At 71.0% G+C, this 14764-nt stretch carries 14 protein-coding genes and 1 pseudogene; 12 read left to right on the forward strand and 3 right to left on the reverse strand.

Features of this window, described 5'->3' with window-relative positions:
• Positions 1-2 precede the first annotated feature (2 nt).
• Complete coding sequence (locus BU28_RS0105170) at positions 3-377, forward strand: hypothetical protein (RefSeq protein WP_028718525.1); 375 nt, start codon at positions 3-5, stop codon at positions 375-377.
• Between the two features lie 144 nt (positions 378-521).
• Here the strand turns inward: BU28_RS0105170 and BU28_RS0105175 are convergent, their stop codons facing one another.
• Together BU28_RS0105175 and BU28_RS0105180 are read right to left on the reverse strand one after the other, a co-directional pair.
• Positions 522-959 (reverse strand): RbsD/FucU family protein, encoded by a 438-nt coding sequence (locus BU28_RS0105175; RefSeq protein WP_028718526.1) that lies wholly within the window; start codon positions 957-959, stop codon positions 522-524.
• A 215-nt stretch (positions 960-1174) separates the two neighbouring features.
• The gene (locus BU28_RS0105180) at positions 1175-2008 is read right to left on the reverse strand and encodes an aldo/keto reductase (protein WP_036761979.1); all 834 of its coding nucleotides are present in this window, start codon (positions 2006-2008) and stop codon (positions 1175-1177) included.
• A gap of 116 nt (positions 2009-2124) precedes the next feature.
• Here BU28_RS0105180 and BU28_RS22035 point away from each other — a divergent pair, with 116 nt between their 5' ends.
• Together BU28_RS22035 and BU28_RS0105190 are read left to right on the forward strand one after the other, a co-directional pair.
• Positions 2125-3159, forward strand: a complete 1035-nt coding sequence (locus BU28_RS22035; protein WP_051577754.1) for a zinc-binding metallopeptidase family protein — start codon at positions 2125-2127, stop codon at positions 3157-3159.
• A gap of 81 nt (positions 3160-3240) precedes the next feature.
• The gene (locus tag BU28_RS0105190) at positions 3241-3663 is read left to right on the forward strand and encodes a PaaI family thioesterase (protein ID WP_051577746.1); all 423 of its coding nucleotides are present in this window, start codon (positions 3241-3243) and stop codon (positions 3661-3663) included.
• Here BU28_RS0105190 and BU28_RS0105195 read toward each other — a convergent pair.
• Positions 3660-4358: a fumarylacetoacetate hydrolase family protein gene (locus BU28_RS0105195; RefSeq protein ID WP_028718529.1), complete on the reverse strand. Its 699-nt coding sequence runs from the start codon at positions 4356-4358 to the stop codon at positions 3660-3662. The two genes, BU28_RS0105190 and BU28_RS0105195, sit on opposite strands and share 4 nt — an antisense overlap.
• A 113-nt stretch (positions 4359-4471) precedes the next feature.
• Here BU28_RS0105195 and BU28_RS0105200 point away from each other — a divergent pair, with 113 nt between their 5' ends.
• The 9 genes and pseudogenes from BU28_RS0105200 to BU28_RS25240 form a co-directional block, all read left to right on the forward strand.
• Positions 4472-5125 (forward strand): protein-L-isoaspartate O-methyltransferase family protein, encoded by a 654-nt coding sequence (locus BU28_RS0105200; RefSeq protein WP_028718530.1) that lies wholly within the window; start codon positions 4472-4474, stop codon positions 5123-5125.
• A gap of 25 nt (positions 5126-5150) precedes the next feature.
• Entirely contained in the window at positions 5151-6548 is a 1398-nt protein-coding gene (locus tag BU28_RS0105205) for a TolC family outer membrane protein (RefSeq protein ID WP_051577747.1), read from the forward strand.
• 26 nt (positions 6549-6574) lie between these two features.
• The gene (locus tag BU28_RS0105210; protein WP_028718532.1) at positions 6575-7345 is read left to right on the forward strand and encodes a hypothetical protein; all 771 of its coding nucleotides are present in this window, start codon (positions 6575-6577) and stop codon (positions 7343-7345) included.
• Between the two features lie 138 nt (positions 7346-7483).
• Complete coding sequence (locus BU28_RS0105215; RefSeq protein ID WP_028718533.1) at positions 7484-8947, forward strand: mannitol dehydrogenase family protein; 1464 nt, start codon at positions 7484-7486, stop codon at positions 8945-8947.
• A gap of 33 nt (positions 8948-8980) precedes the next feature.
• The gene (gene xylB / locus BU28_RS0105220) at positions 8981-10417 is read left to right on the forward strand and encodes a xylulokinase (protein WP_028718534.1); all 1437 of its coding nucleotides are present in this window, start codon (positions 8981-8983) and stop codon (positions 10415-10417) included.
• Between the two features lie 93 nt (positions 10418-10510).
• Entirely contained in the window at positions 10511-11887 is a 1377-nt protein-coding gene (gene tpa / locus BU28_RS0105225) for a hypotaurine--pyruvate aminotransferase Tpa (RefSeq protein WP_028718535.1), read from the forward strand.
• A gap of 30 nt (positions 11888-11917) precedes the next feature.
• On the forward strand, positions 11918-13378 hold the full coding sequence (gene pdxR / locus BU28_RS0105230; RefSeq protein ID WP_028718536.1) for a MocR-like pyridoxine biosynthesis transcription factor PdxR: 1461 nt from the start codon (positions 11918-11920) through the stop codon (positions 13376-13378).
• A gap of 207 nt (positions 13379-13585) precedes the next feature.
• Positions 13586-14608 (forward strand): AbrB family transcriptional regulator, encoded by a 1023-nt coding sequence (locus tag BU28_RS0105235; RefSeq protein ID WP_028718537.1) that lies wholly within the window; start codon positions 13586-13588, stop codon positions 14606-14608.
• 71 nt (positions 14609-14679) lie between these two features.
• Positions 14680-14764 (forward strand): annotated as a pseudogene (locus tag BU28_RS25240) (IS5/IS1182 family transposase); the annotation flags it as partial.

A 14764-nucleotide genomic window follows, 5' to 3' on the forward strand; every position in this document is an offset into this window, starting at 1 on the left:
CCATGCGCCCGTCCCTTGCCCCCCTTGCCCTGATCGCCGCCTTGGCAACGGCGCCCGCCCTGCCCGGCTTGGCACAGACCCCCTCCACGCCGTCCGGGCCCGCGCAAACGCAGGAAGCCGCCACCAGGACGGCGCAGAAGGGCACCACCGACTGCCCGCCCGCCGCCTCGCAGGCCACGCCCGCGACCCAGCAGGGCAATGCGGCCGATGCCACGGCGCCCTCGAACCCCGCCTCGACTGGGTGGAGCGGCGGCTTGGGCGGGTCGATGGAGGGGACGAATCCCTCGGGCGCGACGGTCCATACCAAGACCTGGCATCCTCCGACGGCGCGCGGCCTCGACCTGACCGGCAGACCCGAGCCCGCCCCCCTCTGCTAGACGCAACAGGGCGCGCGTTGCGCCCTGGATGCCGCGACGGGATCACGGCATCCTCGGCCAGCAAATCTTGGCATTTCCGGCGTGACCGGCGTCCAGCACGCGTGCACCGGGCGTACACAGGCCGTACACCGGAAACCAGGACCCTCACCCCACCGGGATGACCCCCTTCTTCAGGATCACATTGCCGTAAAGCCGGCCCTCCTGGGTCTGAAGGACCGCAAAGCAGGACCGGGTCATCTCGTAGAAATCGAAGCGTTCGACCGATTGCAGGCTCGAACCCGCCTGCTCGATGATCGGGATGATCTCGGCCACCGGGGCGGGAACGGCCTCGGGGTCGCCCACCACCTGCATGGTGGTCGCGGCGGCGGGGACGAAGCGGTCCAGCGGCAGCAGCGTCAGCACCGTCTGGACCGCACCCGGCAGGCGGCCGGCAAAATGCAGCACCCGGTCATGGGGCAGATGGCGCGCCAGCGCATAGGCCGGAAAATTCGCGTCCACGATGGCCAGATCGTCGCCATGGCCCATCTGCGCCATGACATAAAGCATTTCGGGCGTAATCCGGGGATTGATTCCCTTGAGCATGTCTTCCCTTTCCTTGACGGCCGCCAGAAAACGCCCGCCCGGGCCGAAAGGTCAATGCCTCGCCGCGCGACGCGGCGCAGGCCGCTCTGCACCGGCCCCGCCCGGACCAAGGGCGAAACGCACAGGCTTTCACCGTTTTCCATATACCCATGCAACGCGCGCCGCAGGCACGAACGCCGCCCCGCTCGCCCCCCCTCCCTCCGGGCCCCGGATCCTCAGATCATCTCCAGCGGCCGGGGCGCGCGCGGGGCCGGGAACAGGGCGTCCAGCTCGGCCATGATGGCGGGGGTCAGGCCCAGTTCGGTGGCGCGCAGGTTCTGGGCCACATGGGCGGTCCGGGCGGCCTTGGGGATGGCGACCAGCCCGGGGCGGTTCAGCACCCAGGCCAAGGCCAGCTGCGCCGCGCTCAGCCCCAGCGTCGTGCCGATGCGGCGCAGTTCGGGATGGGCGGCCAGGCGGCCCTGCTCGATCGGGCTGTAGGCCATGGCGGGGATGCTGCGCGCGGCCAGCCAGGGCAGCAGGTCCCATTCCGGCCCGCGCCGCCCGAGGTTGTAAAGCACCTGGTTCGCCGCGCAGCGCCAGCCGCCGGCGGCGAGCAGTTCCTCCATGTCGGTCAGCGCGAAATTGCTGACGCCCCAATGGCGGATATGGCCGGCGTCGCGCAGCCGCTCCATCGCCTCGACCGTCTCGGCCAGGGGCACGTCGCCGCGCCAGTGCAGCAGGTAAAGGTCGATCCGGTCGGTCCCGAGCCGGCGCAGGCTGGCCGCGCAGGCCAGCGGCAGCGCCCTGGCCGAGGCGTTCCAGGGACAGGCCTTCGACACCAGGAAGACCTCGTCCCGGCGGCCGGCGATGGCCTCGGCCACCAGCGTCTCGGCGGCGCCCTCGCCATACATCTCGGCGGTGTCGATCAGCGCCATGCCCAGATCGAGGCCCCGGCGCAGGGCCGCCACCTCCTCGGCGCGGCGGGCGCGGTCGCCGGCCAGCATCCAGGTGCCCTGCCCCAGCACGGGAACCGTTTCGCCATCGGGAAGGTTTGTGCGTGGGATCATGCCTTCCTCCTTGTTCCTGCCGCGCCCTGGAACCGGGCCAAGGACCGGATCGATTCTGTGCCAGCCTCGGCGAAGGATTGCCCCATCCCAAGCCCATCAACAACGAGCCATATCCGATGCAGCGTCTTGAGTGCCCAAGTTGTGGACAGCGTGTCTACTTTCATAACATCGCCTGCGCCTGCGGGACCCCCCTGGTCTTTGACCCCGAGGCCGGCCGCTTTGCCGAGGGGCTGGTACCCTGCGACAAGCTGGGCGAACTGGGCTGCAACTGGGCGGCCCAGCCCGGGACGACCCGGTGCCGGTCCTGCACCATGACCACCACCATTCCCGACCTGTCGGTCGAAGGCAACCTGGAGCTTCTGACCCGCAGCGAGGCGGCCAAGCGCTGGGTGCTGGCGAACCTGGCGCGCTGGGGCTGGTTCACCGATGCCGACCCGGGACCGCGCATGGTCTTCGAGATGCTGTCCGAACGCGCCGGCGAGGCCGAGGTCAAGGTGATGATGGGCCATGACAACGGCCTTATCACCATCAACGTGGTCGAGGCCGACGACGCCGTGCGCATCGAGCGCCAGCGCCAGCTGGGCGAGCTGTACCGCTCGATGGTGGGGCACATGCGCCACGAGATCGCGCATTTCCTGTTCGAACGGCTGGCCGTGCTGCCGGGGTTCCTGGACGAATTCCGCGCCATGTTCGGCGACGAGCGCGCCGACTACGGCGAGGCGCTGCAGGCGCATTACTCCAGCCCCAAGGCTCCGGGCGAGGATTACATCAGCGAATATGCGACCATGCACCCGCATGAGGACTGGGCCGAGACCTCGGCCCATGTGCTGCATCTGGTGGACATGACCGACAGCCTGATGGCGACCGGGCTGACCGGCCCCGAGCTCCCCGAACCGGGCTACGACCCCTATGCGGATACCGACCCCGACCATCTGCTGACGGTGGCGACCGCCGTGGCCCTGGCCGTGAACGAGATCAACCGGGCGCTGGACAATCCCGACGTCTATCCCTTCGTGCTGAGCGACATGACGCGGCGCAAGCTGGCCTTTGCGCATCGCTGGCTGTCGCAGGGCGCGACCATGGCCCCGGCGCTGTCCAACGCAGCCCCGGCCGACCCGCCGGCGCCCCCCGCCCCGGTCGCGGCGGGCTGAGCCGGGCGCGGTCCGGGGCGGCTTGACCCGCCCCGCGCCGCCCCCCAGCATGGCCCGGCCGACAGTCCTTCGGAGAAAGCCATGCCCGCCGACGCCCAAGCCCATCCGCTGCAGCACGAACAGCCGCCCTTCGCCGCCTACATGGGCATCCGCATCCTGCATGCCGACCGCGACGCCGTCGCGGCAACGATGCCCGCCGTCGAGGGCCTGTCGAATCGCAACGGCGTCCTGCACGGCGGCGCGATCATGGGCTTGGCCGACCATGTCGGCGGGACCGCCGCGACGATCAACCTGGACCCGGGCCAGGCCACCACGACGCTTGAAAGCAAGACGAACTTCCTGCGCCCGATCCGCATCGGCGACACCGCCCATGCGCGTTGCGTGGCGCTGCACCGCGGCCGCACCACGATGATCTGGCAGACCACGATCACCCGCGACGACGGCAAGGTTGCGGCGATCGTGACCCAGACCCAGATGATCCTGGAGTGGCGCGACGGCGGCTAGGGCCGCTCGGCCGGGGCGATGGTCAGGCGGACGGGCTCGAGCCCCTCGACAAGCCCCTCGAGCCGGTCGCCGGGGACCACCGGGCCCACGCCGGCGGGCGTTCCGGTCATGATCAGGTCGCCGGGTTGCAGGTGGTAGAACCGCGACAGGTCCGCGATCAGCGCATCGACCGGCCAGACCATCTCGGCCAGGGTGGCGTCCTGCCGCGTCTGGCCGTTCACCATCAGCCGGATCGCCGCATCGGGGCGCGGCAGCGGGCCGGGCGTCAGGGCCGAGATCACGGCCGAGCCCTCGAAATCCTTGCCGAGATCCCAGGGCCGCTGCTTGGCCTTGGCCGCGCCCTGCAGGTCGCGCCGCGTCATGTCGAGCCCGGTGCCGTGGCCCCAGACCAGCGCCGGCGCCTGTTCGACGGAAACCTGAAAGCCGGGCGCGCCGATCGCCACGACCATCTCGATTTCGTGATGCAGGTCCGCGGTGCCGGGGGCATAGGGCAGCGCAGCCCCGCTTTGCGCCAGGCTGGCGGGGGACTTGATGAAATAGAAGGGCGCCTCGCGGTCGACCTCATTGCCCATCTCGGCGGCATGGGCGGCGTAGTTTCGCCCCACGCAGAAGATGCGGTTCACGGGAAAAAGCCCCGTCCTGCCGGCGACGGGCAGGGTGGCTTGCGGCGACGGGGGAAGGACGAATTCGCTCATGCCCGGTGTTCTGCCATGGACACAACGCCGCGGCAATGGATCGGGCGGCGTTGCCCACCCCGATTTTTCGTGGCAAGAGGACGCAAAAGCCATCCGAAAGCTAGGGCTCGCACATGACCGATTTCGCGCAACGGCGCACCATGATGGTCGACACCCAGGTCCGTCCGAACGAAGTGACCAGTTACCCCGTGATCGAGGCGATGCTGCACGTCCCGCGCGAACAGTTCGTCCCCGACACCCGCCGCGACGTGGCCTATGCCGGCGAGGACATCGCCCTGGCCCCCGGCCGCGTCCTGCTGGAGCCGCGCACGCTGGGCAAGATGATGGACGTGCTGGACCTGCAGTCGGACGATCTGGTGCTGAACGTGGGCTGCGGCCTTGGCTATTCCGCCGCCGTCATCGCCCGCATCGCGGAGGCGGTCGTCGCGCTGGAGGAGGACGAGGCCCTGGCCGCCGAGGCCCAGTCCCGGCTGGCCGCGCAGGACGTCTTCAACGCCGTGGTCGTGACCGGCCCGCTGGCCGAGGGCTGCGCCAGCCAGGCGCCCTACGACGCCATGCTGATCGAGGGCGCGATCGAGGTCATGCCCGAGGCCCTGGCCCGGCAGCTGCGCGAGGGCGGCCGCGTCGTCGCCCTGTTCCGGGAAGGCAACCTGGGCGTCGTGCGGCTGGGTCGCAAGATCGAGGGACATATCAACTGGCGCTTCGCCTTCAACGCGGCGGCGCCGGTGCTGCCGGGCTTTGCCGCGCCGCGCGGCTTCGTATTGTAAACCCGGACCAAAAAGGGGACAGGGCATGTTTCGCAACGGGCTGAAGACTTTGCGGCGGCCGATCCTGGCGGCGCTGCTGGCCGGCGCCACTGCCCTTCCCGCCGGCGCCGAGACATTGGCCGACGCGATGGTGTCGGCCTATCGCCATTCGGCGCTTCTGGACCAGAACCGCGCCGTGCTGCGCGCCGCCGACGAGGATGCGGCCTCGGCCCTGGCGGCGCTGCGCCCGGTCCTGCAATGGGTGGCGCAATACACCTATCAGAACATCGAGGGGTTCGACGCCAATTCCGCCAGCATCGGGCTGCAGGCCTCGCTGACGCTGTACGACTGGGGGCGCAGCGCCATCGCCATCGACATCGCCAAGGAATCGGTCCTGGCGACGCGGGCGGCGCTGGTCGGCGTCGAACAGGACGTGATCCTGGGGGCGGTCGAGGCTTATCTGAACGTGCGCAGCGCCACCGAGCAGGTCGAGCTGCAGGCCAACTCGGTCCGCGTCATCGGCGAGGAACAGCGCGCCGCCTCGGACCGCTTCGAGGTCGGCGAGATCACCCAGACCGACGTTTCCCAGGCCGATGCCGCCTTGGCGGCGGCCCGGGCCAGCCTGGCGACCGCCGAGGGCGATCTGGCCATCGCGCGCGAGACCTATCGCACCCAGACCGGCCGCGCGCCGGGCACGCTGGCGCCGCCGCCGCCGACGCCCAGGCTGCCCGCGACGCTGGAAACCGCGCGCCAGATCGGGTTGCGCACGCATCCGCTGATCCAGCGGGCCCGGCGCGAGGCGGCGGCCGCCGAACTGGCCGTGGCGGCGGCCCAGGCCGAGCGCAACCCCGAGCTGACCGCATCGGCCGCGCTGACCAAGCAGCGCAGCAAGACGCCCAGCACCGGCGGGCTGACCAGCCGGACCGATTCGGGCTCGGTCTCGCTGAGCCTGTCGCAGACGATCTATTCGGGCGGGCGGCTGCCCTCGGCGCATCGGCGGGCGATGGCGAACCGCGACGCGGCGCGGGCGGCGCTGCTCAACACCTCGCGCCAGGTCGACCAGGCGGTGGGCACGGCCTGGGCCGGGATCGACGTCGCCCGGGCCCAGATCCGGGCCATCGACGAACAGATCGTGGCCGCGCAGCAGGCCTACAACGGCGTGCGCGAGGAAGCGACGCTGGGCGCGCGCACCACGCTGGACGTGCTGGACGCCGAACAGTCGCTGCTGGAGGCGCGGGCCAACAAGATCACGGCCGAGGCCAACCTGCAATTAGCACATTATCAACTTTTGTCCGCTATGGGTCTGTTGACGGTAGAAAACCTGAAACTGGGGATCCCGACCTATGACCCATCGGCCTATTACAACGCGGTGCGCGACGCACCCTTCACCAGCCGCCAGGGCGAAAGCCTGGACCGCGTCCTGCGCGCCATCGGCAAGGACTGAGGCGCCCGGCGCCAGGGGGGCGTGCCATGCAGCATGAACCCCTGCGCCAGCCGCTGCTGGCGGAAAACGCGGGCGACGTGCTCGCCTCGATCCGGCGGCTGATCGCCCAGGACGACACCGGGCGGCCGCTGCCCGGCCGCCCCTTCGGGGACCATCCCTTCCACCGCGCGCCCCGGCCCGGGGCGCAGGACATGCCGCTGGTCCTGGGCCAGTCCGACCTGGTGGCCGGGGACGCGCCGCGCCCCGCGCCCGCCGTGCCGCCGGCGGTCGAATGGCAGCCCGCGATCAACGCCGAATGGCCCCATGCCCGCATCCTGGGCGGCGGCGCGGCGCCGGCAGAGGCCGGGCCCGCGCCGCAGGCGGCCGGCCCTGTCACCGCTCCGCCCGCCGCTGCCGTCGCCGTTCCGGCCGGGGGCGAGCCCGGCTGGTCCGACCTGAGCCCCGAGGAGCAGGCCGAGTTCGCCGAGGCCGAGGCCGTGCTGGCGCGCATGACCGCCGGGGTCCGCCCGCCGGGCCTGTCCCCCGCCCAGACCGCCGAGATCGTCGAGTTTCCGCTGGCCGAACCGGTGCAGGACGCGGCCCCCGCGCCCGCCCCGGAACCGGAAGCGGCTGCGACGGCGGCCCCGAACCTGTTCGCCCCGGCCGATGACGGGGAACAGGATCTGCGCCGGCAGGTCCGCGCCCTGATCCGCCACGAGCTTGAGGGCGCGATGGGCGAGCGTTTCAGCGCCAACCTGCGCCAGCTGATCCGGGCCGAGGTCGAGACGGTCATCCGCGGCCTTTGCGCGCAGGGGTGACGGCCGGCGCGCGGGATCCCGCGCGCGCGGCAGGCCCCGGCCCCGCCCCCCGAAAACGGGGGCTTGCGCGCTGCCCCGCGCGGTATCACGCTGGGGCGGCGCCCGCCGGCCCGGGCCGGCCCAACCGGATGAGCCCAGATGACCAAGCTGAACCAGGCCAACCTTGACCGCATTCCGGTCCCGACGCCCGGCTACGACCGCACGGCCCTGCGGGGCGGGATCGTCCATTTCGGGCTGGGCAATTTCCACCGCGCCCATCAGGCGGTCTATCTGGACCGGCTGATGACCTTGGGCCAGGGCCAGGATTTCGCCATCGTCGGCGCGGGGGTCATGCCCTCGGACGCGCGGATGCGCGACGTGCTGGCGGGACAGGATTATCTGTACACGGTGGTCGAGCAATCGGCCGAAGCCTCGCAGGCGCGGGTGATCGGGGCGATGATCGACCACCTGCCCGCCGCCGACGGCGCCGCCATCGTGGCAAGGCTGGCCGACCCGGCGATCCGCATCGCCAGCCTGACCATCACCGAGGGCGGCTATTTCATCGACGCCAAGACCGGCCATTTCGACCCCGCGCACCCCGCCATCGCGGCGGACGGGGCCAACCCGGCGGCGCCGAAGACCGTGTTCGGGATGCTGGTCGCCGGGCTGAAGGCGCGCCGCGACGCGGGCGTGCCGCCCTTTACCGTGATGTCTTGCGACAACATCCCCCACAACGGCCATGTCACGCGCGAGGCGGTGGTGGAAACCGCGCGCCTGTCGGACCCGGCGCTGGCCGACTGGATCGCGGCGAACGTCGCCTTTCCGAACGGCATGGTCGATCGCATCACACCCGCGACCAGCGACCGCGAACGCCGCATGATCCGCGAGGATTTCGGCGTCGAGGACGCAAGCCCCGTCTTTGCCGAGGATTTCATCCAGTGGGTGCTGGAGGACGACTTTCCCCAGGGCCGCCCGCCGCTGGAGCAGGTCGGCGTGGAATTCGTCGACGACGTGACGCCCTGGGAGATGATGAAGATCCGCATCCTGAACGGGGGCCATGCGGTCATTGCCTATCCCTCGGGGCTGATGGACATCCATTTCGTGCACGAGGGGATGCAGAACCCGCTGGTCCGCGCCTTTCTGGACAAGGTCGAGGCCGAGGAGATCATCCCCGTGGTCCCGCCCGTCCCCGGCACCGACCTCAACGCCTATTACGCCAAGGTGGCGGAGCGCTGCGCCAACCCCAAGATCGGCGACACCATCCGGCGGCTGTGCCTGGACGGCTCGAACCGGCAGCCCAAGTTCATCATCCCGACCATCGCCGACCGGCTGGCCCGCGATCTGCCGGTCGAGGGCCTGGCCTTGGAATCGGCGCTGTGGTGCCGCTATTGCGCGGGCACGACCGATTCGGGGGCCGAGATCGCCCCGAACGATCCGAACTGGGACCGGCTGACCGCGGCGGCACAGGCGGCGCGGTCCGAGCCCGCCGCCTGGCTGGGCATGGCCGAGATCTATGGCGAGACCGGTCGCGACCCGCGCCTGACCGAGCCCTTTGCCCGCTGGCTGGCGATGCTGTGGGACCAGGGGACCGAGGCCACGCTGCGCCATTACCTGCGCGGCTGAGCCGGGCCATGTCCAAGCAAGGGGAGGAACGGGATGTATCTGGGCATTGATCTGGGCACCTCGGGCGTCAAGGCGACGCTGATCGACGCGGGCCAGCGGGTGCTGGGCTCGGAAACCGCGCCGCTAACGGTCAGCCGGCCGCATCCGAACTGGTCCGAGCAGGACCCGGCCGACTGGATCGCCGCCACGGAAGCGGCGCTTTCCGCGCTGGCCCGGGGGCAGGACCTGTCCGGCCTGCGCGGCATCGGCCTGTCCGGGCAGACGCACGGGGCGGTGACGCTGGACGCGGGCGGCGCCGTGCTGCGCCCGGCCATCCTGTGGAACGACACCCGCGCCCATGCCGAGGCGGCGGCGATGGATGCCCTGCCCGACGTGCGCCGGCTGTCGGGCAACATCGTCTTTCCGGGCTTCACCGCGCCCAAGCTGGTCTGGATGGCGCGCCACGAACCCGCGCTGTTCGACCGGGTCGCCTGCGTGCTGCTGCCCAAGGACTACCTGCGGCTGTGGCTGACGGGCGAGCGGGTCAGCGAGATGTCGGACGCCTCGGGGACCAGCTGGCTGGACGTGGCGGGGCGCGACTGGTCCGAACCGCTGCTTGCGGCGGGGGGCATGCGGCGCGACCAGATGCCGGCGCTGGTCGAGGGCAGCGCGCCCTCGGGGCACTTGCGCCGCGACCTGGCCGAGCGCTGGGGCATCGCCGGCCCGGTCGTCGTCGCCGGCGGCGCGGGCGACAATGCGGCGACGGCCATCGGCGCGGGCACCGTGGCCGAGGGGCAGGGCTTCGTCAGCCTGGGCACCTCGGGCGTGGTCTTCGCGGCCTCGGACCGTTTCCTGCCGGCGCCGGACACGGCGGTCCATGCCTTCTGCCACGCCCTGCCGGCGACCTGGCACCAGATGGGGGTGATCCTGTCGGCCTCGGCCGCGCTGGAATGGCTGGCGGGCGTCCTGAACGCGCGCGCGGCCGACCTGACGCAGGACCTGGGCCCCCTGCAGGCGCCGGGGACGGCGCTGTTCCTGCCCTATCTGTCGGGCGAGCGGACGCCGCACAACGATGCCCTGGCCAAGGGGGTGCTGGCCGGCCTGACGCCCACCACCGACCGCGCCGCCCTGACGCGCGCCGTGCTGGAGGGGGTGGCCTTTGCCCTGGCCGACAACCTGACCGCGCTGCGCGCCGCGGGCGCCGATCCGGGCGCGCTGCTGGCGCTGGGCGGGGGCGCGCGGTCGGATTACTGGCTGCGGCTGATCGCCAGCACGCTGAACCTGCCGATCCTGCTGCCGGTGGGCGGCGATTACGGCGCGGCCTTCGGCGCGGCGCGGCTGGGGCTGATGGCCGCGACCGGGGCCGACCCGGCCGAGGTCTGCACCATGCCCGGCATCGCCGCGCGGATCGAGCCCGACGCCGCGCTGGTCCCCGCCTTTGCCGAAGGGCTGGCACGGTTCCGCGCGCTCTATCCGGCCAGCCGGGGCTAGGGCGCTGGCTCTATCGAACCGCCCAGGCTGGATCTATCGCCCCCCGCTGCCCGGGCGTAAGGTCGCGCCAGAACCCATCACGCGAGGCACCCCATGAACGACCTGAGCCCGAACGACCTGAGCCCGGTCATCGCCGCCGACAAGGCCCATGTCTGGCACCACCTGAGCCAGCACAAGCAATACGAGACCATCGACCCGCGCGTCTTTGTCGAGGGCAAGGGGCTGACGCTGTGGGATGCCACCGGGCGCGAGTTCCTGGACGGGCTGTCGGGCGGGGTCTGGACGGTGAACGTGGGCTATGGCCGCGAAAGCATCGCCAATGCGGTGCGCGACCAGTTGCTGAAGCTGAACTATTACGCGGGTGCGGCCGGGTCCGTGCCGGGCGCGCTGTTCGCGCAGGCGCTGACCGCGAAGATGCCGGGGATGAGCCGGGTCTATTACTCGAACTCGGGGTCCGAGGCGAACGAAAAGGTCTACAAGATGGTGCGCCAGATCGCGGCGCGCCAGCACGGCGGCAAGAAGTGGAAGATCCTGTTCCGCGACCGCGACTATCACGGGACCACCATCGCCACGCTTGCGACCAGCGGCCAGGACCAGCGGGCGATGCAATACGGCCCCTATCCCGACGGGTTCGTGCGGGTGCCGCATTGCCTGGAATACCGCAAGCAATGGGACGTGGAAAACTATGGCGAGCGCGCCGCCGACGCCATCGAGGAGGTGATCCTGCGCGAAGGCCCCGACACCGTGGGTTGCCTGGTGCTTGAGCCTGTGACCGCGGGCGGCGGGGTCATCACCCCGCCCGAGGGATACTGGCAGCGCGTGCAGGAGATCTGCCGCAAATACGACATCCTGCTGCACATCGACGAGGTCGTCTGCGGCCTGGGGCGCACCGGCACCTGGTTCGGCTATCAGCATTACGGGATCGAGCCCGATTTCGTGACCATGGCCAAGGGCGTCGCCTCGGGCTATGCGGCGATTTCCTGCACCGTCACCACCGAGCGCGTCTTCGACATGTTCAAGGACGACGCCAGCGACCCGATGGGCTATTTCCGCGACATCTCGACCTTTGGCGGCTGCACCTCGGGCCCGGCGGCGGCGCTGGAGAACATGCGCATCATCGAGGAGGAGGGGCTGCTGGAGAACACCGTCGCCATGGGCGAGCGGCTGGTCGGCAACCTGCGCGCGCTGATGGAGAAGCACGCCGCCATCGGCGACGTGCGCGGCAAGGGCCTGTTCTGCGGCGCCGAACTGGTCGCGGATCGGGCGACGAAGGAGCCGGCGGACGAAAAGCAGGTGCAGGCCGTGGTTGCCGACTGCCTGGCGCAGGGCGTCATCATCGGCGCGACCAACCGTTCGATCCCCGGCTTCAACAACACGCTGTGCCTGGCGCCGGCGCTGGTGGTGGACGCGGACCAGATCGACCGCTTCAGCGACGCCATCGACGGGGCGCTGACTCGGGTCTTCGGTTAGGGCAGTATGGCGGCCTGATGAAAGGCCGCCATGCAGATCCCGCCCGAGACCTTCCTGATCGACCGCGCCGCCGCCCTGCCGCTGCAAGTTCAGTTGCGGCGGCAGATCGTTCTGGCGGTGCACGAAGGCCGGTTGCGGCCGGGCGAGCGGATGCCGTCGAGCCGGGCGCTGGCCGCGCATCTGGGGGTCGGGCGGATCACCGTCAGCCAGGCCTACGGCGATCTGGTGGCGACCGATTACCTGGTGGCGCGGGGGCGGTCGGGCTATTTCATCGGCGACCGGGTGGGCGCGCCCGAGGCGGCGCCCGCCGGCCCGGCCGACGGTCCGGGCCTGGACTGGGGCGCGCGGCTGGACGGGCGCTATACTGCTGCGCGGCGCAAGGACCGTCCCCGCGACTGGCGCAGCTATCCCTGGCCCTTTCTTTACGGCCAGACCGACGACCGGCTGATCGACCATGCCGCCTGGCGCGAATGCGCGGTGCGCGCGCTGGGGCGGCGCGACCTGGGCGCGCTGTCGGACGATCAGTATGACGGCGACGACCCCGAGCTGATCGACTTCATCATCCGCCACCTGCTGCCCCGGCGCGGAATCCGCGCCCGGCCCGACCAGGTGCTGCTGACGCTGGGGGCGCAGAACGCGCTGTGGCTGATCTGCCAGATCCTGCTGAACCGGGGCCAGACCTGCGCCATCGAGGAGCCGTTCTATCCCGGCCTGCACGAGATCCTGGCCGTGCACGACGCCCGCGTCCTGCCGGTGCCCATCGACCACGGCGGCCTGCCGCCCGAGGCGGTGCCCGAAGGGGTTTCGGTCGTCTTCACCTCGCCCAGCCACCAGTGCCCCACGAACCGCACCATGCCGCGCCCCCGGCGCGAGGCGCTGCTACAGCTGGCGGCGGCGCGCGGCTTTGCCGTGGTCGAGGACGACTACGAATTCGAGATCAGCTTTGCGGGCGCGACCTCTCCGGCCTTGAAGGCGATGGACCGGCACGGGGCGGTGATCTATGTCGGCTCGTTTTCCAAGTCGGTCTTTCCGGGGCTGCGGCTGGGCTATCTGGTGGCCGAGCCCGCCTTCCTGGCCGAGGCGCGGGCGCTGCGCGGCATGATGCTGCGCCATCCGCCGGGCCATGTGCAGCGCACCATGGCCTATTTCCTGTCGCTGGGCCATTACGACCGCCAGCTGAACCGCATGCGCGAGGCCTATGCCGCGCGGCGCGCCGCCACCGCCCGGGCGCTGGCCCGGCACGGGCTGGACGCGGGCGCGGCCGTGGCGCCGGGCGGGTCGAGCTTCTGGCTGCCGACGCCCCGGGGCCTGGACAGCGATGCCCTGGCGCTGGCGCTTCGCCCCGAAGGCGTGCTGATCGAGCCGGGCCGGCCGTTCTTTCGCGACCGGCCCCAGGGCGCGGGCTTCTATCGGCTGGCCTATTCCTCGATCGCCGAGGCCGAGATCGACGAGGGGATCCGGCGCATCGCGGCGGTCGGCGCGCGGCTGTGAGGGCCCGGCTGTGAGAGCAAGGGGGGACTTCGCGTCCCCCATCCTTCGCTGGCGCGAAGGATTCCCCCTGCGGGATATTTTTCCAAGAAAGAACGACAGGAAGCCGCAAGGTGCCCGCTCCACCGGACCGGCAGCGGGCCGTTTGACATCCGCCCGCGCCCGCGTGACAGAGGGGCCGCGATCTGCCCTGCCTAAACGAGCCTTTCCATGAGCCTGACCGGACGCCGGACCCTGACCTTTGCGCTTGCCGCCATCGGCGCCGCGCTGTTCCTGTGGCTTGGCCTGCCCCTGCCCTTGCTGCTGGGGCCGATGCTGGCCTGCCTGATCGCCGCGCTGGCCGGCGCGCCGCTGGCCGGGGCGGGCTGGCTGGGCGTCCTGATGCGCACCATCCTGGGGGTGGCGGTCGGCGCCTCGATCACGCCCGCGGTGCTGGCGGGGCTGCCCGACATGGCGGCGTCGCTGGCGCTGGTCCCGGCCTTCATCGCGGTGATCGCGCTGGTCGGCTATCCGCTGTTCCGGCGCGGCTTCGGCTTCGACCATCCGACCGCCTGGTACGGGGCGATGCCGGGGGGACTGCAGGACATGCTGGCCTTTGGCGAGGAGGCGGGCGGCGACATCCGCGCGCTGTCGCTGATCCATGCCACGCGCGTCCTGGTCATCGTGACCGTGGCGCCGCTGATCATGACCGCCTATTGGTCGGTCGACCTGACCCAGCCGCCGGGGGCGCCGCTGTCCTCGGTCGCGCCGCTCGAGCTGGTGCTGATGGGGCTGTGCGGCCTGGTGGGCTGGCAGGTGGCCGAGCGGATCGGGCTGTTCGGCGCCTCGATCCTGGGGCCGATGATCCTGACGGCGACGCTGTCGCTGGCCGGGCTGATCCAGCACCGTCCGCCGGCCGAGATGATCCAGGCCGCGCAGTTCTTCATCGGCATCGCGGTCGGGTCGAAATATGCCGGCATCACCTGGCGCGAACTGCGCCAGGCCGTCGTCGCGGGGCTGGTCTATTCGCTGCTGCTGGCTGCGATCAGCCTGGTCTTCATCGAACTGATCGTGCACCTGGGCCTGGCGCCGGGGCTGGACGCCTTCCTGGCCTTCCTGCCGGGCGGCCAGGCCGAGATGATCGTGATCGCCATCATCGCCGGGGCGGACCTGGCCTATGTCGTCAGCCATCACCTGCTGCGCATCGTGCTGGTGATCCTGCTGGCGCCCATCGTGGCGCGGCTGTTTCGCTAGAGTCAGGACCTATAAATTTCCCTGAGCGCCGGCGGGCGGCATGATTCAAACTCCCGACTTGGGGAGGGATCATGAGCGCGCTTTATTGGCTGACAGATGCGCAGATAGAGCGGCTGCGGCCGTTCTTTCCGAAGTTCCGAGGCAGGCCGAGGGTCG

The sequence above is a fragment of the Paracoccus yeei ATCC BAA-599 genome (assembly GCF_000622145.1).
GTDB classification, from domain to species: Bacteria; Pseudomonadota; Alphaproteobacteria; order Rhodobacterales; family Rhodobacteraceae; genus Paracoccus; species Paracoccus yeei.